Below are 19855 nucleotides of genomic sequence, written 5' to 3'. Positions count from 1 at the left end.
CGAGACAGTTTGACTACTCTTTATATTCGCCATCCGGCGAGAGCCGAAGGCGAGGGCGCGTTGTGCCGCTTTGCGGTGGTGCTCGACAACGGCAGCATCGCGCAGCAGGGCGAGGGCCTGCTGCGCAACCTGGGCGACGCGGTCGCCGCCAGCCGCCGCGTGGTGCTGCTGCTGGCCGGCGCCGACGTGACCCTGTTGCCGGTCCAGGCCCCGCCACTCTCCGGCGCGCGCCTGCGCGCCGCGCTGCCGGCCCTGGTCGAAGAACATATCCTGGGCGACCCGCTCGACTGCGTGCTGGTGGCCGGTCCCGCCCTGCCGGATGGACGCCGTCCGGTTGGCGTGGTCCAGCGCGACTGGCTCGAGCCGCTGGTGCGGGCCCTGCTCGGCATGGGGGCGCGCGCCGTCGCCGCCATGCCTGCGCAGCTGTGCCTGCCCTTGATGCCGGGCAGCGTCAGCGCCGCCATCGGCAACAACGAACTGCTGCTGCGCCAGGGCCAGTACGAGGGCCTGGGACTGGCCCTGGACGGCAACCCGACGCTCACGCTGCAGACGGCGCGCGCACTGGCCGGCGACGCGCCCCTGATCCTGTTCGTGCCGCACGAACAGCTGGGCGAATACCAGGTACTGCTGGCGGAAGCCGGCCCCGGCATCACGCTGGAAAGCGATGCGTGGGAACACTGGATCGCAGGTAGCAAGAGCAGCACCCTCGACCTGGTGCCGGGCCTGGGCACCGCCGGCGTGGCCCAGCGCGACTGGAGCCGCTGGCGCTGGCCGATCCGCCTGGCCATCGCCGCCATCGTGGTCAACATCATCGGCATCAACATCGAATGGCTGCGCCTGAAGCGCGAAGCCGACGCGGTGCGCCAAAGCATGGACCAGACCTTCCGCAGCGCCTACCCGAACCAGCCGGTAATCGACCCGGTAGCCCAGATGCGCCAGAACATCGCGCGCGCCAAGGCCGCTAGCGGCCAGGTCGGCCAGGAAGAGTTCGGCTGGATCGCGGGCGCCTTCGGCGAGACCGTGCGCAACCTCGGCCGTCCGCCGGCCATCGCCTCGATGGAATTCCGCGACCGCGCCCTCACGGTGCGCGTGCGGCCCGAATCGGTCGATCCCGCTTCTACCGGCCAGCTGCGCGCCGCCCTCGGCGCACGCAACCTGAGCCTGGAAGAAACGCCACCCGCCACCTGGGTCATCCGCAGCACCGGCGCCGCGCCGGCGCCTGCGCCGGGATCGAATGCAGCAGCAGGAGCCGCACCATGAACGCCGTCACCAATTTCCGCGCCAAGACCGGCGCCCTGCGCGAGCGTGCGCTCGCCTGGTGGCTCGGGCGCACCGACCAGGAGCGCAAGTTCCTCACCGTCGGCGGGGCCGTGGTCCTGGTCGCGCTCGTCTACGGGCTGCTGCTGGCGCCCGCCCTCGAAGGGCGGGACAACCTGCGCCGCTCGCTGCCGGCGCTGCGCCAGCAGGCCGCGCAGCTGCAGAGCATGGCAGCCGAGGCGCAGTCCCTGGCCGCCAGCCCGGCGCCACAGGTGCCGCCCATGACGGCCGAGCTTCTGAATGCCAGCATGGCCCAGCGCGGCCTGAAGGCGGGCTCGCTCACCATGACGGGCGAATACGCCAAGCTCCAGTTCAATGCCGTGTCCTTCGCCAACCTGGTGTCCTGGCTCGACGCCCAGCGGCGCGAGAACCGGGTGCAGGTGCAGGACGCCACCTTCACCGCCCTGGCTGCGGAAGGACAGGTCGACGCCACCCTGACGCTGCGCCAGGCCAGCGCGACGGCTCAATGAAGCGCCTGCTCCTGTGGCTGCTGCCGATCATCCTGGCCGTGCTCGTCACGGTGCTGGCATTCCTGCCGGCTACCTGGCTCGGACCGATGGTCGAGAAGCAGACCGGCGGTCGTTTGACTCTGGGGGATGCGCAGGGTACGCTCTGGAACGGCTCAGCGTTCATCGGCGGCGCGCCGGGCGAGGGCGGCGCCGTGACGCCGCTGCTGCCGGGACGCTTTGCCTGGCGCCTGTCGCCACTGGTGCTCCTGGGCCAAGTCCACGTGGAATTGGAAAACCCGCAAGCGCTGGCGCGCCCGGTCCGTATCGACGGCAGCTGGTCGCAATGGCAGGTGAGCAGCGGCGAACTGCTGCTGCCGGCCGAAGGCCTGGCCGGCCTGGGCGCCCCGCTCAACACGCTCGCGCCGAGCGGCACCATCCGTCTGGTCTGGAATACGCTCGACCTGCTGCGCCAGCCCAATACGGTGACGGTGCAAGGCCGTACGGTATTGACCATGACCGACATGGGTTCGCGCATGTCGCCCGTGCGGCCGCTGGGCAGCTATGAAATGGCATTCGACTGGCGCGGCAGCCAGGCCGACCTCAACTTGCGTACCGTGCGCGGTGCGCTTGTATTGACAGGCTCGGGTATGCTGCAGAACGGACGCCTGCGCTTTTCCGGCCAGGCCTCGGCCGCCGAGGGATACGAACAGACGCTGGGCAACATGCTCAACCTGCTGGGCCAGCGCCGCATGGTGAACGGCAAAAACATAATCGCACTCGAGTTCAGATAATGACCAACAATTCCCGTACCACCGTCGTCCGCAACAATTTCCGCCTGCCGGCGCTGCGCCGCCTGGCCGCCGGCGCCATGCTGTGCTGCTTCGCCGCGACCACGGTGCCCGTGGCGCCCGTACTGGCGCAGGAAACGGCGAACGCCGCGGCGCTCAGCTTCGTCAACGCCGACATCGAATCGGTGATCAAGGCGATCGGCCACTACACCGGCATGACCTTCATCATCGATCCGCGCGTAAAGGGCACGATCACCCTGGTGTCGGAAAAATCGCTGAGCAAGACCCAGGCTTTCGCCCTGCTGACCTCGACCCTGCGCCTGCAGGGCTATGCGGTGGTCACCAGCGGCGACGGCTATGCCAAGGTGGTGCCGGAAGCCGAAGCCAAGGCCCAGTCCTCGCCGACCCAGGTCGGCGGCGTGCGCGCCAGCCGCGCCACCGGCGACCAGATCGCGACCCAGGTGTTCTACCTGTCGTATGAATCGGCGGCCAACCTCACCGCCGTGCTGCGTCCGCTGATTTCGCCGAACAATTCCATCATGGCGAACCCGGGTAACAACACCCTGGTCATCACCGACTACGCCGACAACCTGCGTCGCCTGGCCAAGATCATCGGAGCGCTCGATACGCCGGTGGCGGCCGACCTCGACGTCGTCCCGATCCGCAACGCGATCGCCTCCGACGTCGCCACCCTCGTCACCCGCCTGATGGAACCAGCGGCCGGCGGCGACTCCGGCCGCGTCACCGTGCTGGCCGACCCGCGCACCAATTCGGTGGTGATCCGCGCCCCCTCGCAGGCGCGCGCCAACCTGGCCAAGTCGCTGATCGCGCGTCTCGACCAGCAGACCTCGAGCCAGGGCAACATCCACGTCGTTTACCTGAAGAACGCCGACGCCAGCCGCGTGGCCCAGACCCTGCGCGCCGTGGTCTCGCAGGACGCCTCCGCCGTGCCGGTGCAGCAGCAGGGCACCTCGGGCGGCTCGATCCAGGCCGGCTCGACCGGAGGGCAGGGCGGCCAGGGCGGACTCGGCGGCCAGCAGGGCCAGCAGAGCAGCGTCGGCATGGCCGGCACCGGCAATACCTACGGCCAGCAGAGCCAGCTGACGGCCGGCGGCGCCGGCGGCGGCCAGGGCTCGGGCTTCATCCAGGCCGACGCCTCGACCAACAGCCTGATCATCACCGCACCGGACGCGGTCTACCGCAACCTGCGCAACGTCATCGACCAGCTCGACGTACGCCGCGCCCAGGTCTACATCGAGGCGCTGGTGGTCGAGGTGAATGCCAACAAGGCCTCCGAATTCGGGGTGCAATGGATCGGCGCCTCGGGCGACAGCGACAGCAAGTACCGCGTCGGCGGCGTCCAGTCCTTCACCGGCGGCGCCCAGGGCAGCAACATCGTCAACCTGGCCGCGGCCGCGCGCCAGGGTCTGTCGGGCACTTCCGTGCCGACCATACCGGGCGGCCTGACCTTCGGCCTGTTCCGCCAGGTGGGCGGCGAGCTGGGCCTCGGCGCGGTGGCACGCGCACTTGAAAACGACGGCAACAGCAACATCTTGTCGACACCGAACATGATCACGCTGGACAACGAGCTGGCGACGATCAAGGTCGGCCAGAACGTGCCGATCATTACCGGTTCGTACACGACCACGGCCGCGACCGGCGGCGGCAACCCCTTCCAGACCGTGGACCGCCGCGACGTCGGCCTGCTGCTCAAGGTGCGCCCGCAAATCTCGGAAGGCGGTACGATCAAGATGGCGATCTACCACGAAAATTCGAGCGTCGACCCTTCAACCCGGAATGCTCCTTCGGGCCTGACCACTAACGTGCGCGCGATCGAAAGCAATGTGCTGGCCGACGACGGCCAGATCATCGTCCTTGGCGGCCTCATCGAGGACACCGAAGGCGATGGTGAAGAGAAAGTACGCGGCCTGGGCGACATTCCGGTGCTGGGCAACCTGTTCAAGTACCGCAACCGCACCCGGACCAAGACCAACCTGATGGTGTTCCTGCGCCCCGTCGTGGTGCGCAGCAAGGAAGCCTCGAGTTCGCTCGCCATGGACCGCTACGAATACATGCGCGCCGCCGGCGCCGCGGGCCAGGCATCGCAGGACGAGACGATCCTGATGCGCAACCTCGGTGCGCCGTCGCTGCCGCCGCTGACCAATGGCCAGCCGCCCGTCGGCGGCACCATGGCGACCGCGCCGGCCCAGACCGCCCCGGCCGCCGGCGGTGCGCCGGGCGCCGCCAGCGGCCAGTCTGTTCCGCAGGGACAGCAGGGCAAACAGCCCGCGTCGCAATTTCGGCCAGTGACGCCATCGAACCAGAAATAAGCTGACCATGAACAATTTGTTGCCTTTCGCCTTTGCCCGTGACCACGGCGTGCTGGCGCGCGGTGGAGACGAACCGGGCCAGGCGATCGAAGTCCTCGTCTCCGGCGCCACGGCCCCGGCCGCGATCGCGGAAGTCTCGCGCCGTTTCGGCCGCATCACCCTGCGCCGCCTCGACCGCGGCGAGCTCGACGACGCCATCGCCAAGGCCTATGCCGGCACCGGCGGCGACGCTTCGCAGGTGGTCGACGAATTCGACGCCGACCTCGACCTTACGCGCCTGCTGCAGGACGTGCCGGCCATCGAAGACCTGCTGGAATCCTCGGACGACGCTCCGGTCATCCGCATGATCAACGCGCTGCTGACGCAATCGCTGCGCGAAGGCGCGTCCGATATCCACATCGAGCCTTTCGAACAGACCTCGGTGGTGCGCTTCCGCGTCGACGGCGCGCTGCGCGACATCGTACGGCCCAAGAAGGCCATCCACGCTTCCCTGATCTCGCGTATCAAGATCATGTCGCAGCTCGACATCGCCGAGAAGCGCCTGCCGCAGGACGGCCGCATCACCCTGCGCATCGGCGGCAAGCCGGTCGACGTGCGCGTCTCGACCCTGCCGACCGGGCATGGCGAACGCGCCGTGCTGCGTCTGCTCGACAAGGAAGCGGGGCGCCTGGACTTGAGCCACCTGGGCATGAGCCCGGCGCTGCTGCCACAGTTCGACCGCCTGATCAACCAGCCGCACGGCATCGTGCTGGTCACGGGCCCGACCGGTTCCGGTAAGACGACCACGCTGTACGCGGCGCTGTCGCGCCTGAACGCGGCCACCACCAACATCATGACGGTGGAAGACCCGATCGAATACGACCTCAACGGCGTCGGCCAGACCCAGGTCAACGCCCGCATCGACATGACCTTCGCCAAGGCCCTGCGCGCGATCCTGCGCCAGGACCCGGACGTGATCATGATCGGCGAGATCCGCGACCTGGAAACGGCGCAGATCGCGGTGCAGGCTTCGCTCACCGGCCACCTGGTGCTGGCGACCCTGCACACCAATGATGCGGCCTCGGCCGTGACCCGCCTGCTGGACATGGGCATCGAACCGTTCCTGCTATCGTCATCTTTGCTGGGCGTGATGGCGCAGCGCCTGGTGCGCAAACTCTGCGTGCACTGCAAGGTCAGCGATGCCAGCGGCTGGCACGCGGTGGGCTGCGAACGCTGCGGCCACACCGGCTACCACGGCCGCGTCGGCGTCTACGAGCTGCTCGAGACCACCGAGGAAATCCGGGCCCAGATCCACAACCAGGCCTCGGAAGCCGAGATCCGCGACACAGCGCAAAAGGCCGGCATGAAGACCATGCGCGAGGACGGCGAGCGCTGGCTGCAGGACGGCACCACCACGCGCGCCGAGCTGGTGCGTGTGACCAAGGATTAAGGGAAGCCCATGCCGGCATTTCGCTACGAAGCCGTCGACGCCGGCGGCGCGACCAAGAAGGGCGTGCTCAACGCCGACAGCCCGCGTTCGGCGCGCGCCGACCTGCGCGTGCAGGGCCTGACGCCGCTCTCGGTCGAGCAGATCGCGGCCCAGGTCGACGAAGCGGGCGTAGCCCGTTCGCGCGGACTGGGCGAGCGCCTGTCCCAGGTCGAGCTGGCCCTGTTCACGCGCCAGCTGGCCAGCCTGCTGGAAGCGGGCCTGCCGCTGGAGCAGGCGTTCACCGCCCTGCTGGAACAGGCCGAGCGTCCCTACGTGCGCGACCTGATCGCCTCGATCCGTTCCGAAGTGATGGGCGGCGTGTCGTTCTCGAGCGCGCTGTCGCGCCACCCGCGCGACTTCGCCGAGATCTACCGCGCCCTGGTCTCCTCGGGTGAGCAGATCGGCCAGCTGGCGCGCGTGCTGTCGCGCCTGGCCGACTACATCGAACGCCGCAACGCCCTGGTGCAGAAGGTGCGCCTGGCGTTCACCTATCCGGCCATCGTCACCGTGGTTGCCTTTGCGATCGTCATCTTCCTGCTCACCTACGTGGTGCCGCAGATCGTTTCGGTGTTTGCCAACACCAAGCAGAAGCTGCCTTTCCTCACCGTGATGATGCTGGCGATCTCCGACTTCGTGCGCGCCTACGGCATCTACGTCGCGATCCTGCTCATCGGCGCGTTCTGGCTGTGGCGGCGCGCGCTGCGCAACCCGGACCTGAAACGCCGCTGGCATACCTGGCTGCTGAATGCCCCGGTGTATGGAAAATTCGAGCGCAGCCTGAACACGGCGCGCTTTGCCAGCACGCTGGCGATCACCACCGGTTCCGGCGTGCCCATCCTGCGCGCGCTCGACACCAGCCGCGACACCCTGTCGAACGTGGCGATGCGCGAACTGGTCGAACAGGCCACCGCCAGCGTGCGCGAAGGCGTGAGCCTGGCGCGCGCGCTGTCGGCGCAGAAGCACTTCCCGCCGATGCTGGTGCACATGATCCGTGCCGGCGAGATTACCGGCGAACTGCCCGCCATGCTCGAGCGCGCCGCCAATTCACAGCAGGCCGACCTCGAGCGCCGCACGCTGACCATCGCCGGCCTGCTCGAGCCGGTGCTGATCCTGGCCATGGGCCTGGTGGTGCTGCTGATCGTGCTGGCGGTGCTGATGCCGATCATCGAGATTAACCAGCTGGTGCGCTGAGAAAAAAATAACAAGGAAACCATGAACAAGCGTTTGCCTCTCCTCTTCACCCTGCTCGCGCTGGTCCTGCTGGTGGCCTCGATCGCCTACTGGTTCCTGCAGCTGTACAAGCCCGAGCAGCGCCCGCTGGCGCCCCCGCCCGCCGTGGCCCAGGCCGAACCGAGTCCGGAAGCGGCCGCCTACCTGTTCGGCGGCCAGCCGACCGCGGTGGCGATCTCGAACTACCAATTGACCGGCGTCATCGCAGCCGGCGCCAACAGCGCCGTGATCCTGGTGGCCGAGGGTTCGCCGCCAAAGGCGGTGCGCATCGGCCGCGAGATCGTGCCGGGCGTGACCGTGGCAGAAGTGCACGCACGCTACGTGATGCTGTCCGAGGGCGGCGTGATGAAACGGGTCGACCTGGCGCCGGATACCGGCGCGGCAGGTAGCCCGGGCGGCATGGCGGCTCCGCCAGTCGTGGGACCGGCGCCGGTGGCCGCGGCGCCGGCGCCCGGCGTCGAGCCGCAGACCTCGCCGGGCGTGGTGGCGGCGCCGCCGACCATGCAATCGGTGCCGCCGCCGGGCGGCGCGCCAGGCGGCACCCCGACCACCCCGGAAAACGCGGTACCGGCGGGCTACGTGCCGGAGCCAAACTCGGATGGGACCCTGCCTGCCCAGCCCAACCAGCAGCAGGGCCAGAACCCGCCGCCGCCGAACCAGGTGCAGCTGCCGCCGCCAACGCGCTCGGTGGGCAGCCCGGTGGGCCCGCCGCCCCAAGTCCAGTAAGGCCGCAGCGATGCGGCTTTTTTTTATGGCGCACCACGTGCTGGACGGTCCATGCATATCCCGGTATAAAGTTGCTAGCTGTTAAATCTACAACGCACCGGAGGTAGCTCTTGAATCGCACCCATGTCCTGTCCCGCCTTGCCCTCGCTTGCCTGGCCGCCCTGAGCTGGTCCGCCGCCCAGGCTGCCGAGGTCACCATCACCGCCGACCGCCTGCTCGACGTGCGCACCGGACGCCTGGTGCAGAACCCGGAAATCCTGGTACGCGACGGCCGCATCGTCAGCGTCAAGCCGAACAGCAGCGCTCCCGCCGCCGGCGGCGCCGACCGCATCGCCCTGCCGGGCATGACCCTGGTGCCGGGCCTGATCGACATGCACGTCCACCTGGATTCCGACCCCACCTACGGCGGCTACAGCAACCTCGAATACAACGACCGCTTCTGGTCGGCACTCGCCGTTACCCATGCGGGCAAGACCCTGGACGCGGGCTTCACCACGGTGCGCAACGTCGGCGCCTCGGACTGGAACGACGTCGGCCTGGGCCAGGCGATCGCTGCCGGCAAGGTGCGCGGCCCGCGCATCGTGCCCGCTGCCTGGTCCTTCGGGGCGACCGGCGGCCACTGCGACAGCACCTACTTCCCGCCGTCGATGCAAGAGAAGAACCCGTACAACGCCGACGGCCCCGAGGAAGTGCGCAAGTCGGTGCGCGCGCTGCGCAAGTACGGCGCCCAGGTGATCAAGGTCTGCGCCACCGGCGGCGTGTTCTCGCGTAACACCGAACCGGGCCAGCAGCAGATGAACCTGGCCGAGCTGCGCGCCGCGGTCGAGGAGGCTGCGCAATGGGGCCTGAAGGTGGCGGCCCATGCGCACGGCGCGGCCGGCATCAAGGACGCGATCCGCGCCGGCGTCACCACCATCGAGCATGCCAGCCTGATCGACGACGAAGGCATCGCCCTGGCGAAGAAGCACGGCGCCTGGCTGTCGATGGACATCTACAACGGCGACTACACGGCGGCGGAAGGCAAGAAGAACGGCGTGCTGGAAGACAACCTGCGCAAGGACCGCGAGGTGACGGAAATCCAGCGCCAGAATTTCAGGAAGGCGCACGCGGCCGGCGTCAAGATGGTGTTCGGCACCGACGCCGGCGTGCACCCGCACGGCGGCAACGGCAAGCAGTTCGCCGTGATGGTGAAGTACGGCATGACGCCGGTGCAAGCCATCCAGGCCGCGACCATCAATGCCTCCGAGGCGCTGGGCCGCAGCGATGTCGGCATCGTCGAGGCCGGCCGCTTCGCCGACATGGTGGCGGTGCAGGGCGACCCGACCGTGAATGTGCAGCTGCTGGAAGCTCCGGCGGTGGTGATCCTGGGCGGTAACGTGGTCAAGCGCAACGTCCCCTGATCCACGCAGATCGACTGAACTTGCGGGCGCCTCTGGCGCCCGTTTTCTTTTCACGTCGGTTAACTTGTTTTAACTTGCTTCCCTTGCATCCCCGTCGCAGCATACGGCAAGGATGCCATCGCATCCCGCGCGGCCGTCCGGCCCGCGCCCCTGCATGGGAACATTCGAAAATTTCGATTGTATAGCTGCAAATTATCCGTTTTTCATTTCAGTTTTAGCCACGCATAATGACTCCATCGCATCGAGAGAACGAGCGATAAGGAGCAGGGAATCACTGTTCCTAGAGCATCGAAACCTTCGATGGTATTCACATAGAACAAGGAGCTGATCATGTACCTGATTTCTCTCGGCGCCGGCATCCTCGCAGGAATCCTGTATGGACTGATCAACGTCCGCTCGCCGGCGCCACCGGCCATCGCCCTGGTCGGATTGCTCGGCATGCTGATCGGCGAACAGGTGGTCCCGGTCGCCAAGCGCGTGATCGAAGGCGTACCGATTACCAAAGCCTGGTTCGCCAGCGAATGCCAGCCCCGTATCACCGGCGTGTCGAACGCCAAAGACGATAGCAAGAACTGAAGTCCAACCGCAGTCCAACATTTACTGAAGGAGAACATCATGAGCAACGCTAAACTGGAAGTCCTGACCCCGGAAAACTCGCAGCTGATCATCATCGACCACCAGCCGCAAATGGCCTTCGGCGTGCAGTCGATCGACCGCCAGACCCTGAAGAACAACGTGGTCGGCCTGGCCAAGGCTGCCAAGGCCTTCAATATCCCGACCATCATCACGACCGTCGAGACCGAGTCCTTCTCCGGCAAGACCTACCCGGAAATCCTGGACGTGTTCCCGGACCACCCGATCCTCGAGCGCACCTCGATGAACTCCTGGGACGACCAGAAGGTGCGCGACGCGCTGGCCCGCAACGGCAAGAAGAAGGTCGTCGTGGCCGGCCTCTGGACCGAAGTCTGCAACACCACCTTCGCCCTGTGCGCCATGCTGGAAGGCGAGTACGAGATCTACATGGTGGCCGACGCCTCGGGCGGCACCTCGAAGGACGCCCATGACTTCGCGATGCAGCGCATGGTGCAGGCCGGTGTGGTCCCGGTCACCTGGCAGCAGGTGCTGCTGGAGTGGCAGCGCGACTGGGCGCACCGCGACACCTACGACGCCGTCATCAAGATCGTCACCGAACACTCGGGCGCCTATGGCATGGGCGTGGACTATGCCTACACCATGGTCCACAAGGCAGCGGCCCGCAACCAGGGCACGAACGAAGTGCTGGCGCCGGTTCCGGCCCCGGTCCGCTAAGTACAACGAGTTCCGGTCCGCCCGACGGCGGACCGCCGCCATCCAGCCAGGAGCAGACAGCATGCAAGCACAGTCCACCCCGAGCGCCGCGCCGCTCATCCTCGTCAACGGCAAGTTCGCCACCCTCGACCGCGCCCGCCCGCAGGCCAGCGCCGTCGCCATCCAGGACGGCCGCTTCCTCGCCGTGGGCGACCGTGAGCACGTGATGCGCTTCGCACAGGCGGGCAGCCAGGTGATCGACCTGAACGGCCGCACCGTGATCCCCGGCCTGAACGATTCGCACCTGCACCTGATCCGCGGTGGCCTGAACTACAACCTGGAACTGCGCTGGGAAGGCGTCCCCTCCCTGGCAGATGCCCTGCGCATGCTGAAGGACCAGGCTGACCGTACCCCGAACCCGCAGTGGGTGCGCGTGGTGGGCGGCTGGAACGAATTCCAGTTCGCGGAAAAGCGCATGCCGACGCTGGAAGAGATCAACGCCGCCGCGCCCGACACCCCGGTGTTCATCCTGCACCTGTACGACCGCGCGCTGCTCAACCGCGCCGCCCTGCGCGCCGTCGGCTATACCAAAGACACGCCGAATCCTCCGGGCGGCGAGATCCAGCGCGACGCCGCGGGCAACCCGACCGGCATGCTGATCGCCCGTCCCAACGCGATGATCCTGTACGCGACCCTGGCCAAGGGGCCGAAGCTGCCCTACGACCTGCAGGTGAATTCGACGCGCCAGTTCATGCGCGAGCTGAACCGCCTCGGCATCACCAGCGCGATCGACGCCGGCGGCGGCTTCCAGAACTACCCCGAAGACTACAATGTCATCGAAGAACTCGACCGCGCCGAGCAGCTCACCATCCGCATCGCCTACAACCTGTTCACCCAGAACAAGGGCCAGGAGCTGGAAGACTTCCAGCGCTGGACCGGCATGGTGACGCCGGGGCAGGGCAGCGACTACTACCGCCACAATGGCGCCGGCGAGATGCTGGTGTTCTCGGCCGCCGACTTCGAGGACTTCCTGGAGCCGCGTCCGGAGCTGGCCGAAGGCATGGAAGGCGAGCTGGAACGGGTGGTGCGCCACTTGGTGAGCGAGCGCTGGCCCTTCCGCCTGCACGCCACCTACGACGAATCGATCAGCCGCATGCTCGACGTGTTCGAGAAGATCAACCGCGAGATTCCCTTCGACGGCCTGCACTGGATGTTCGACCACTGCGAAACCATCAGCCCGGCCAACATCGAGCGCGTGAAAGCGCTGGGCGGCGGCATCGCGATCCAGCACCGCATGGCCTTCCAGGGCGAGTACTTCGTCGACCGCTACGGCGCGGAAGCGGCCAAGGCCACGCCGCCGGTGAAGACCATGCTGGAAATGGGCGTGCCGGTGGGCGCCGGCACCGACGCCACCCGCGTGGCCAGCTACAACCCGTGGACCGCCTTGTACTGGCTAGTCACCGGCCGCACCGTCGGCGGCCTGCCGCTGTACGGCGAGAACGGCCTGCTCGACCGCGGCGTCGCACTCGAACTGTGGACCGCGGGCAGCGCCTGGTTCTCGAACGAACAGGGGCGCAAGGGCCGCATCCAGGAAGGCATGCTGGCCGACCTGGTGGCGCTGTCCGAAGACTTTTTCACCGTGGACGCCGAAGACATCAAGGCGATCGAATCGGTCCTGACCATCGTGGGCGGCAAGGTGGTCTACGGCGCTGCCGAATTCAGCGATCTGGGCCCGGCGCCGATCCCGGTGCTGCCGGAATGGTCGCCGGTCCAGAAGGTGCCGGGCCACTGGCGCAAGGCGGCCCCCCAAGCGCAGCAGTCGCACATGGCCCTGCCGCACCAGTGCAGCGGCCCCTGTGGCGTGCATGCCCACAGCCACGACCGCGCGCGCAAGTCGAATGTTCCCGTGTCAGACTTCGGCGGCTTCTGGGGCGCCTTCGGTTGCAGCTGCTTCGCGTTCTGAACATGAAGACCGCTTCCTTCCAGCGCCTGCAGGGCATAGGCATGGGCTTTTTGGCCGGCTATGTCGACACCCTCGGCTTCATCGCCCTGTTCGGCCTGTTCACGGCCCACGTCACCGGCAACTTCGTGCTGATCGCGGTGTCCCTGGCCGACCCGGCGCAGACACCTTCGCTGCTCAAGCTGCTGGCCTTCCCGGCCTTTATCCTGGGCGTGGCGGCGGCGCGGCTGCTGGTGGCGCGCTGCGAGCGGCGCGGCAGCTCCGCGGTGAAGCCATCCTATGCGCTGCAGCTGGTGCTGCTGCTGGGTTTCATGGTGTGCGGCATGCTGGCCGAGCCGGTGGGTGATCATGTCGGCGCGCTGGCGATGGCTGCCGGCCTGCTGGGCGCCGGGGCAATGGGCGCGCACAGCGCGGCCAGCAAGCTGCTGCTCACCCACCTGGCGCCGACCTCGATGATGACGGGGAACGTGACCCAGCTCGTGATCGACACGGTCGACCGCCTGCGCGGCGCCGCCGACGCGGCGACAAAAGCCCGCTGCGCCAAGTTCTTCTGGCCGGTGCTGGCCTTCGCCCTCGGCTGCGCGCTGGCTGCCTTTGCCTACCTCGCCGTCGGTTTCGTGGCCTTGATCGTGCCGGTCGCGATCCTGTGCCTGCACCTGGTGCTGCCGGAACCGGAGGCGGCGTGAATCTCGCGATGAGCAAGAACCGCCTCGAGGCCTTCAGCGACGGCGTCATCGCCATCATCATCACGATCATGGTGCTGGAGCTGCAGCCGCCGCACGGCACCGAAGTCGCCGACCTGCTGGAGACGCTGCCGGGCTGGCTGCGCTATGCGCTCAGCTTCGTCTACGTCGGCATCTACTGGGTCAACCACCATGCGCTGCTGGACCGGGTGGCGAAGGTGGACGGCGCGGCCCTGTGGGCCAACCTGCACCTGCTGTTCTGGATGTCGCTGATTCCCTGGGTGACCGCCTGGGCCGGCGAGCACCCGATGGCGCCCGTGCCGGTGGCGCTGTACGGCGTGGTGCTGCTGCTGTGCTCGATCTCCTTCATGCTGCTGTCCTGGCGCCTGGACGTCGACGCCAGGCACGCGATGGCCTGGGGCAGCCGCAAGAACCGGATCTCGATCCTCCTATACGCCCTGGCCGTCGTGCTGTCGCTGTGGTATCCGCCGCTGGGCGCGCTGATCCACGTGCTGCTGGCGATCCTGTGGCTGATGCCGGAAGGGCGCGTATTGTCATGAAGGCATCCACGCTGTATGCTCCAGCGGCAATCACGCAACCACGAAAGAACCCATGAACAAGCTGATTTCCTCCTGCCTCCTCGGCCTGGCATTGACCATGAGCGTCACCGCCTGCAAGCGTAACGAAGCCCCGCAGGCGCCGCAGGCGGGCGCCGCCGCCCTGCAGAAGATCGACACCGTTACCGGCACCGGCAAGGAAGCCGTGGCCGGCAGCACTGCCGTCGTGAACTACACCGGCTGGCTGTACGACCCGAAGGCCGAGGCCCAGCACGGCGCCCAGTTCGATTCCTCGGTGGGCCGCGAGCCCTTCAGCTTCCAGGTCGCCGGCGGCCAGGTGATCCCGGGCTGGGACGAAGGCGTGCAGGGCATGAAGGTGGGCGGCAAGCGCACCCTGATCGTGCCGGCCGACAAAGGCTACGGCGCCTCCGGCGTCGGTCCGATTCCGCCGAACGCCACCCTGATCTTCGATATCGAACTGCTGGACGTGCGCTGAGCGCTTCCTAGCTCCGCCGCAAGGCCGTGAATGCGGCAAACTCCCAGGACCGGAAGCCCAGCAGCAGGGTATAGCCGTCGCGTTCCGGCGGGGGCAGCCGGCGGTCGTTGCGGTGCAGGCGCGCCAGTTCGCCGGCCAGACCCTCGATCTTCTGGGCCAGTTCCTGGGCGCTGGCGCTGGACAGGCGCGCGGGCAGGCACATCAGGGTCTCGCCCGGGCGGTCGAAGCCGCCCGCGAAATAGTCGGCCACCACGTGCTCGCGGAAGTAACGCTGCACCGGGCCGCCCGGCAGCCAGCGGAAAGCATTCGACACGCGCAGGCTGTAGCGGTTCAGGGGTTTGAGTTCGATCAGCCCCAGCCGGTCGAGTTCGGCCAGCAGGGTGATGCATTCCGGTTCCGTCAGGCGATAGGTCTCGATCACCTGTTCCAGCGACCAGTGTCCGAGGCAGCAGATCGCCATCAGGAGCAGGCGCGGGTTGGCCACCAGCGAGGTTTCCTGCGGCAGCGTCAGGGCGTCGGCCTGGGGCCGGGCGTCGGCGGCGCGGCGCAGCACGTCTTCCAGGGCGATGCCGGTCACCTGGCAGATCTGGGCCAGGCGCGACAGGGCCATGTCTTTCTGCCCGAACATGCGCTTCACGCTCGATTCGCTCACGCCGATGCGGTCCGCGAGGCTTTTGTAGGTGATGCCTGCCGCCCGCAGTTCGGCGCGCAGCACGTCGAGTACCAGCTCCGGTGAACTCATGGTTTTCCTGAATGTGTAATGTCGAGTGAATTTACCTGTGAACAGTGCTCCAGGCAATATCCACGCTGAGTCGGACACAAAAAAGGCGGGCACGCTCGCGCGGCCCGCCAAGGGGAAAGTCTGGGGAGGTGAAAGGTTTACTCTTCGTCGTCCGCGACCAGCTTGACCTTCTTCAGCATGCGCTTGGCCTCCTGCCGCTCGTTCGAGAGTGGCTTCGCGTGTGCCCCGGCGGACCTGGCCTTGGCCAGGGCTGCGATCGGGTTGCGCGGCTTGCCGAAATTCTGGGACGGCTCCACCCGCAGCCGCATCTTTTGCCGCGTCGCCAGTGCCTTGTTTGCCATCGCCAGTCCTCCTTCAACAATGATTACAGCACGTACCTGGACAGGTCTTCGTTGACCGCCAGCGCGTCCAGCCTTGCGTTGACATAGGCGCCGTCGATCGTGACCGTCTGGTCTTTTTCCGCGCCGGCCGTGAACGAGACTTCCTCGAGCAGCTTTTCCATCACCGTGTACAGGCGGCGCGCGCCGATGTTTTCGGTGCGCTCGTTGACGGAGAACGCGATCTCGGCCAGGCGGTGGATGCCTTCCTCCGTGAAGTCGACCTTCACGCCCTCGGTCGCGAGCAGCGCTTCATACTGCTTGGTCAGGCTGGCGTCGGTCGAGGTCAGGATGCTCTTGAAGTCCTCGATCGACAGCGATTCCAGCTCGACGCGGATCGGGAAGCGGCCCTGCAGCTCCGGGATCAGGTCCGATGGTTTCGACAGGTGGAACGCGCCCGAGGCGATGAACAGGATGTGGTCGGTCTTGATCATGCCGTACTTGGTGTTCACCGTGGTGCCCTCGACCAGCGGCAGCAGGTCGCGCTGCACGCCGGCGCGCGAGACGTCGGCGCCGCCGTGCTCGGAGCGGGTCGCGATCTTGTCGATCTCGTCCAGGAACACGATGCCGTTCTGCTCGACGTTGGCGATCGCCTTCTGCTTGAGCTCGTCCTCGTTGACGAGCTTGGCGGCTTCCTCGTCGACCAGCAGCTTCATCGCGTCCTTGATCTTGAGCTTGCGCGGCTTCTTGCGCGCATTGCCGACGCCCGCGAACATCGACTTGATCTGCTCGGTCATTTCTTCCATGCCCGGCGGCGCCATGATTTCCATCTGCGGGCTCGGTTCGGCCACGTCGATCTCGATCTCGCGCTCGTCGAGCGAGCCTTCGCGCAGGCGCTTCCTGAAGGTCTGGCGGGTGGCGTCGCCTTCCTTGCTGTCGCCGTTGCTCACGTTGAAGCCGAAGTCGCGCGCCGGCGGCACCAGGATGTCGATGATGCGGTCTTCGGCCGCGTCCTCGGCGCGCTGGCGCACCTTCTTCTGCTCACTGAGACGGGTCTGCTTGACGCCGATGTCGATCAGGTCGCGGATGATGGTGTCGACGTCGCGGCCGACATAGCCGACCTCGGTGAACTTGGTCGCTTCGATCTTGATGAAGGGCGCGTCGGCCAGCTTGGCCAGGCGGCGCGCGATTTCGGTCTTGCCGACGCCGGTCGGGCCGATCATCAGGATGTTCTTGGGGGTGATCTCGTGGCGCAGCGGTTCCTGTACCTGCTGGCGGCGCCAGCGGTTGCGCAGCGCGATCGCGACCGCGCGCTTGGCCTTGCCCTGGCCGACCACGTGCTTGTCCAGCTCCGAGACGATCTCGGGGGGCGTCATGTTCATGATGGGGGACTGGTTCATTCCAGGGTCTCGATGATGTGGTTCAGGTTGGTGTAGATGCACAGCTCGCCGGCGATGGTGAGCGATTTCTTGACGACCTCCGCGGGCGCCATGTCGGTGTTCTCGTACAGGGCCTTGGCAGCCGACTGCGCGTACACGCCGCCCGAGCCGATCGCGCCGATGCCGTCGGTCGGCTCGAGCACGTCGCCGTTGCCGGTGATGATCAGGGTCACTTCCTTGTCGGCGACCAGCAGCATGGCCTCGAGCTTGCTCAGCATGCGGTCGGTGCGCCAGTCCTTGGCCAGTTCGACCGAGGCGCGCATCAGGTTGCCCTGGTGCTTTTCCAGCTTGGCTTCAAAGCGGTCGAGCAGGGTGAAGGCATCGGCGGTGGCGCCGGCGAATCCGCACAGGACCTTGCCCTGGTACAGCTTGCGCACCTTGCGCGCCGAGCCCTTCATAACGACGTTGCCCAGCGTGACCTGGCCATCGCCGCCCAGCGCGACCTGACTGCCGCGCCTCACACTGACGATGGTGGTGCCGTGAAATTGTTCCATTTTTAGCCTCGTGGTTGTCTAGCCACCCGCAGATGGGGTGAGTGCATTAAATTGCAAGACAAGCGCGGCTAAAAACTGTCGCGCAGGAAAAACGGTCGATGTTCAGTAACGGTGCGGGTAGAGCCGCAGGCTGTCCCGCAGTTTCTCGGTCTCCTGTCCGTATCCGAGCAGGCGCAGCAGGGCTGCCGCCAGGTGGTTCAGCTCGCGCAGCTCGACGCGGCGTCCTTGCTCCGTATGCACGCGCAAGGGGCCCTGCAGGGCGGTGGCGCAGGCATAGTCCATGCGCGCCAGGCGCGAGCAGTCCAGCACCAGCAGGTCGCGCCCGGCGGCATAGGCATCGATGGCGTCGAGCAGGGCCGCGCAGTCGCCTGTTGCCAGCGCCGGCAGCAGGAAGCGGTCGCCGCTGCCCGCCGCCGGCGCCGCGGTCGAGACGCGCCTTGGCGCTTCGAAGGAGGGCGGCGAGACCTCGAAGGTGACGCAGTAATCCATCGCCGACTCTTCGAAATCCTTCTCGCGGTTCGACAGCAGCAGCAGTTCGAGCAGCAGCAGCCAGGGCGCCTCGCCGGAGGCGCGGTCGCCCACCGCCAGCATGGGCCGCAGGGTCGTCATCAGGGTGTCGGCGCCGGCCAGCACCAGCTCGCGCCCTTCCTTGCGCAGCGTCTGCAGGGCCTGCAGCAGCTGGGCGCAGCCTCCGGCGTCGGCGCTGCGCACCGCGCCCAGCTCGATACGCACCAGCGCCGCGTTCGATGCCAGCAGGCGCGCCAGGCGCGGGGCGATGGCGTCGTCGAGCACGGGGCCGAGGCTTTCGGTGGCGGCCACGCCGGCCGATTGCGGCGTGCCGGGGCCGGGCAGGAGCGGCTGCCAGGCCGGCGGCGAGGTTTCGAAGTGGCTGGCGTAGTCGATCGCGATGCTCTCGAAGGCCGCTTCCTGGCCGGTGGCCTGGTACAGGTCGAACAGCATCCACCACGGCAGGCGTTCGTGGCGGCCGAAGTCCTGCAGGCTGTCGCGCAGCAGGCTTTCGGCGGCCGCAGCCTGGCCGTTGGCGTACAGGATGGCGCTTTCCTCGACGGCCGGCGCGCTGGCGGGCAGGGCGGCGGCGTCGGGCAGTTCCTCGGCGGGCACTGCCTGAGGGGCCGCAGGGGCAGCCGCGGCCGGGTGGCGCGCCGCGCTGCCCCAGGCCGGCTCGTCATCGAAAATGTCGGAGGCCATCGCCAGCTCGATCTCGTCGATCTTGGCGGCGGTGGCGCGGGCGATGGCGCGCTGGCGCTCCCGTTCAGCCTCGCTGTCCAGGCGCGAAGGCTCGCCCGCGCGCAGGCGCGTGTCCAGCACGACGAGCTCCGCGTCTGCCGGATCGCTTTTTTTCTTCAGGAAGGAGAACAGCCCCATGGTCCCCGCGGATCAATAGTTACCTACACACCTGCTCGGCACGAACATGACGGTAGCACGGCTGCGCGCGGCACGTGCTGCGCGCACGCGCTTCACGCACGCCGTCCGCTAGTGTATCCGATGGGAAACAAAAGATATGCACGCCAGGTATTGGCGCGCATAAAAAAAGCATGCGCCTTGCGGTGCATGCTTTTCTTGTGGAGGGGGGAAGAATCAGTCGCCGTACAGCTTCTGCTTCAGTTCGCGGCGCTGCTGGGCTTCCAGCGACAGGGTCGCGGTCGGGCGGGCGATCAGGCGCGCAACGCCGATCGGTTCGCCGGTTTCGTCGCACCAGCCGTACTCGCCGTTCTCGATGGCCTGCAGCGATTGCTGGACCTTCTTGAGCAGCTTGCGTTCACGGTCGCGGGTACGCAGTTCCAGCGCGTGTTCTTCTTCGATGGTCGCGCGGTCGGCCGGGTCCGGCACCAGCACGGTCTCGCGCAGGTGTTCCGTGGTCTCGCCGGCATTTTTCAGCAGCTCTTTCTCGAGCTCTTGCAGGCGGTTACGGAAGAACGCCAGCTGTGCCGGATTCATGTAGTCGTCGTCGCTCATCGCCCGAATTTCTTCTTCCGTCAGAAGGCGTTCTTCGAGCTGCGCGGCGGTATTCGGTTTCGTTGTTTTAGTCATGATGCCTTCGATACGACAGAGGTTTTCATTTTAGCAGCAACTCAGCATTAGCACATTTGCAACTCATGCATATGTGAGCGCTGCCCGGACGGCGACCGCCGTCCTTCACTGCCTGTCCCG

The 19855-nt window shown here is 67.1% G+C and carries 20 protein-coding genes; 14 read left to right on the top strand and 6 right to left on the bottom strand.

Annotated elements, in window-relative coordinates; all coding sequences use genetic code 11:
* Positions 1 to 9: 9 nt before the first annotated feature.
* From gspL to LK539_RS22175, 14 genes are all read left to right on the top strand, one after another.
* On the top strand, positions 10 to 1260 hold the full coding sequence (gene gspL / locus LK539_RS22240; RefSeq protein WP_227803250.1) for a type II secretion system protein GspL: 1251 nt from the start codon (positions 10 to 12) through the stop codon (positions 1258 to 1260).
* Positions 1257 to 1787: a type II secretion system protein GspM gene (gene gspM, locus LK539_RS22235; RefSeq protein WP_227803249.1), complete on the top strand. Its 531-nt coding sequence runs from the start codon at positions 1257 to 1259 to the stop codon at positions 1785 to 1787. Before gspL ends, gspM begins: the two co-directional genes overlap by 4 nt.
* The gene (gene gspN / locus LK539_RS22230) at positions 1784 to 2557 is read left to right on the top strand and encodes a type II secretion system protein N (RefSeq protein ID WP_227803248.1); all 774 of its coding nucleotides are present in this window, start codon (positions 1784 to 1786) and stop codon (positions 2555 to 2557) included. The genes gspM and gspN overlap by 4 nt, the downstream gene beginning before the upstream one ends.
* On the top strand, positions 2557 to 4884 hold the full coding sequence (gene gspD / locus LK539_RS22225) for a type II secretion system secretin GspD (RefSeq protein ID WP_227803247.1): 2328 nt from the start codon (positions 2557 to 2559) through the stop codon (positions 4882 to 4884). Before gspN ends, gspD begins: the two co-directional genes overlap by 1 nt.
* Before the next feature lie 7 nt (positions 4885 to 4891).
* Positions 4892 to 6313: a type II secretion system ATPase GspE gene (gene gspE, locus LK539_RS22220; protein WP_227803246.1), complete on the top strand. Its 1422-nt coding sequence runs from the start codon at positions 4892 to 4894 to the stop codon at positions 6311 to 6313.
* A gap of 9 nt (positions 6314 to 6322) precedes the next feature.
* Entirely contained in the window at positions 6323 to 7543 is a 1221-nt protein-coding gene (gene gspF, locus LK539_RS22215; protein WP_227803245.1) for a type II secretion system inner membrane protein GspF, read from the top strand.
* Positions 7544 to 7564: 21 nt separating this feature from the next.
* The gene (locus LK539_RS22210; RefSeq protein WP_227803244.1) at positions 7565 to 8308 is read left to right on the top strand and encodes a hypothetical protein; all 744 of its coding nucleotides are present in this window, start codon (positions 7565 to 7567) and stop codon (positions 8306 to 8308) included.
* A 110-nt stretch (positions 8309 to 8418) separates the two neighbouring features.
* The gene (locus LK539_RS22205; protein WP_307729132.1) at positions 8419 to 9708 is read left to right on the top strand and encodes an amidohydrolase family protein; all 1290 of its coding nucleotides are present in this window, start codon (positions 8419 to 8421) and stop codon (positions 9706 to 9708) included.
* 330 nt (positions 9709 to 10038) lie between these two features.
* The gene (locus LK539_RS22200; protein ID WP_373889587.1) at positions 10039 to 10284 is read left to right on the top strand and encodes a XapX domain-containing protein; all 246 of its coding nucleotides are present in this window, start codon (positions 10039 to 10041) and stop codon (positions 10282 to 10284) included.
* Positions 10285 to 10323: 39 nt separating this feature from the next.
* Positions 10324 to 11016 (top strand): hydrolase, encoded by a 693-nt coding sequence (locus tag LK539_RS22195; protein ID WP_227803243.1) that lies wholly within the window; start codon positions 10324 to 10326, stop codon positions 11014 to 11016.
* 61 nt (positions 11017 to 11077) lie between these two features.
* Positions 11078 to 12958 carry an amidohydrolase gene (locus LK539_RS22190; RefSeq protein ID WP_227803242.1) on the top strand — a complete coding sequence of 627 codons (1881 nt, stop codon included), beginning with the start codon at positions 11078 to 11080 and terminating at the stop codon, positions 12956 to 12958.
* A 2-nt stretch (positions 12959 to 12960) separates the two neighbouring features.
* Positions 12961 to 13641: a YoaK family protein gene (locus tag LK539_RS22185; protein WP_227803241.1), complete on the top strand. Its 681-nt coding sequence runs from the start codon at positions 12961 to 12963 to the stop codon at positions 13639 to 13641.
* Positions 13642 to 13649: 8 nt separating this feature from the next.
* Positions 13650 to 14198: a TMEM175 family protein gene (locus LK539_RS22180; protein WP_227803304.1), complete on the top strand. Its 549-nt coding sequence runs from the start codon at positions 13650 to 13652 to the stop codon at positions 14196 to 14198.
* Between the two features lie 52 nt (positions 14199 to 14250).
* Positions 14251 to 14691 carry an FKBP-type peptidyl-prolyl cis-trans isomerase gene (locus LK539_RS22175; protein WP_227803240.1) on the top strand — a complete coding sequence of 147 codons (441 nt, stop codon included), beginning with the start codon at positions 14251 to 14253 and terminating at the stop codon, positions 14689 to 14691.
* A gap of 7 nt (positions 14692 to 14698) precedes the next feature.
* On the opposite strand, the gene LK539_RS22170 is transcribed toward LK539_RS22175, so the two are convergent.
* From LK539_RS22170 to dksA, 6 genes are all read right to left on the bottom strand, one after another.
* On the bottom strand, positions 14699 to 15433 hold the full coding sequence (locus LK539_RS22170; protein WP_227803239.1) for a helix-turn-helix transcriptional regulator: 735 nt from the start codon (positions 15431 to 15433) through the stop codon (positions 14699 to 14701).
* A 137-nt stretch (positions 15434 to 15570) separates the two neighbouring features.
* Positions 15571 to 15774, bottom strand: a complete 204-nt coding sequence (locus LK539_RS22165; protein ID WP_227803238.1) for a hypothetical protein — start codon at positions 15772 to 15774, stop codon at positions 15571 to 15573.
* Positions 15775 to 15797: 23 nt separating this feature from the next.
* Positions 15798 to 17132 (bottom strand): ATP-dependent protease ATPase subunit HslU, encoded by a 1335-nt coding sequence (hslU, locus tag LK539_RS22160; protein ID WP_227803303.1) that lies wholly within the window; start codon positions 17130 to 17132, stop codon positions 15798 to 15800.
* A 14-nt stretch (positions 17133 to 17146) separates the two neighbouring features.
* The gene (hslV, locus tag LK539_RS22155) at positions 17147 to 17683 is read right to left on the bottom strand and encodes an ATP-dependent protease subunit HslV (RefSeq protein WP_227803237.1); all 537 of its coding nucleotides are present in this window, start codon (positions 17681 to 17683) and stop codon (positions 17147 to 17149) included.
* Between the two features lie 102 nt (positions 17684 to 17785).
* Positions 17786 to 19069 carry a hypothetical protein gene (locus LK539_RS22150; protein WP_227803236.1) on the bottom strand — a complete coding sequence of 428 codons (1284 nt, stop codon included), beginning with the start codon at positions 19067 to 19069 and terminating at the stop codon, positions 17786 to 17788.
* A 213-nt stretch (positions 19070 to 19282) separates the two neighbouring features.
* Positions 19283 to 19735 (bottom strand): RNA polymerase-binding protein DksA, encoded by a 453-nt coding sequence (gene dksA / locus LK539_RS22145; protein ID WP_227803235.1) that lies wholly within the window; start codon positions 19733 to 19735, stop codon positions 19283 to 19285.
* Between the last annotated feature and the right edge of the window lie 120 nt (positions 19736 to 19855).

Source organism: Massilia sp. IC2-476, assembly GCF_020707295.1.
Lineage (GTDB): Bacteria > Pseudomonadota > Gammaproteobacteria > Burkholderiales > Burkholderiaceae_D > Telluria.
Note: the sequence above shows the minus strand (reverse complement) of the source record. Positions and strands in the feature narration are given on the sequence as shown.

Excerpts from the sequence above, each read along its gene's own strand:
- gspM (WP_227803249.1), top strand. The coding sequence starts at position 1,257 with ATGAACGCCGTCACCAATTTCCGCGCCAAGACCGGCGCCCTGCGCGAG.
- gspN (WP_227803248.1), top strand. The coding sequence starts at position 1,784 with ATGAAGCGCCTGCTCCTGTGGCTGCTGCCGATCATCCTGGCCGTGCTC.
- gspD (WP_227803247.1), top strand. The coding sequence starts at position 2,557 with ATGACCAACAATTCCCGTACCACCGTCGTCCGCAACAATTTCCGCCTG.
- gspE (WP_227803246.1), top strand. The coding sequence starts at position 4,892 with ATGAACAATTTGTTGCCTTTCGCCTTTGCCCGTGACCACGGCGTGCTG.
- gspF (WP_227803245.1), top strand. The coding sequence starts at position 6,323 with ATGCCGGCATTTCGCTACGAAGCCGTCGACGCCGGCGGCGCGACCAAG.
- LK539_RS22210 (WP_227803244.1), top strand. The coding sequence starts at position 7,565 with ATGAACAAGCGTTTGCCTCTCCTCTTCACCCTGCTCGCGCTGGTCCTG.
- LK539_RS22200 (WP_373889587.1), top strand. The coding sequence starts at position 10,039 with ATGTACCTGATTTCTCTCGGCGCCGGCATCCTCGCAGGAATCCTGTAT.
- LK539_RS22195 (WP_227803243.1), top strand. The coding sequence starts at position 10,324 with ATGAGCAACGCTAAACTGGAAGTCCTGACCCCGGAAAACTCGCAGCTG.
- LK539_RS22190 (WP_227803242.1), top strand. The coding sequence starts at position 11,078 with ATGCAAGCACAGTCCACCCCGAGCGCCGCGCCGCTCATCCTCGTCAAC.
- LK539_RS22185 (WP_227803241.1), top strand. The coding sequence starts at position 12,961 with ATGAAGACCGCTTCCTTCCAGCGCCTGCAGGGCATAGGCATGGGCTTT.
- LK539_RS22180 (WP_227803304.1), top strand. The coding sequence starts at position 13,650 with ATGAGCAAGAACCGCCTCGAGGCCTTCAGCGACGGCGTCATCGCCATC.
- LK539_RS22175 (WP_227803240.1), top strand. The coding sequence starts at position 14,251 with ATGAACAAGCTGATTTCCTCCTGCCTCCTCGGCCTGGCATTGACCATG.
- LK539_RS22170 (WP_227803239.1), bottom strand. The coding sequence starts at position 15,433 with ATGAGTTCACCGGAGCTGGTACTCGACGTGCTGCGCGCCGAACTGCGG.
- LK539_RS22165 (WP_227803238.1), bottom strand. The coding sequence starts at position 15,774 with ATGGCAAACAAGGCACTGGCGACGCGGCAAAAGATGCGGCTGCGGGTG.
- hslU (WP_227803303.1), bottom strand. The coding sequence starts at position 17,132 with ATGAACATGACGCCCCCCGAGATCGTCTCGGAGCTGGACAAGCACGTG.
- hslV (WP_227803237.1), bottom strand. The coding sequence starts at position 17,683 with ATGGAACAATTTCACGGCACCACCATCGTCAGTGTGAGGCGCGGCAGT.
- LK539_RS22150 (WP_227803236.1), bottom strand. The coding sequence starts at position 19,069 with ATGGGGCTGTTCTCCTTCCTGAAGAAAAAAAGCGATCCGGCAGACGCG.
- dksA (WP_227803235.1), bottom strand. The coding sequence starts at position 19,735 with ATGACTAAAACAACGAAACCGAATACCGCCGCGCAGCTCGAAGAACGC.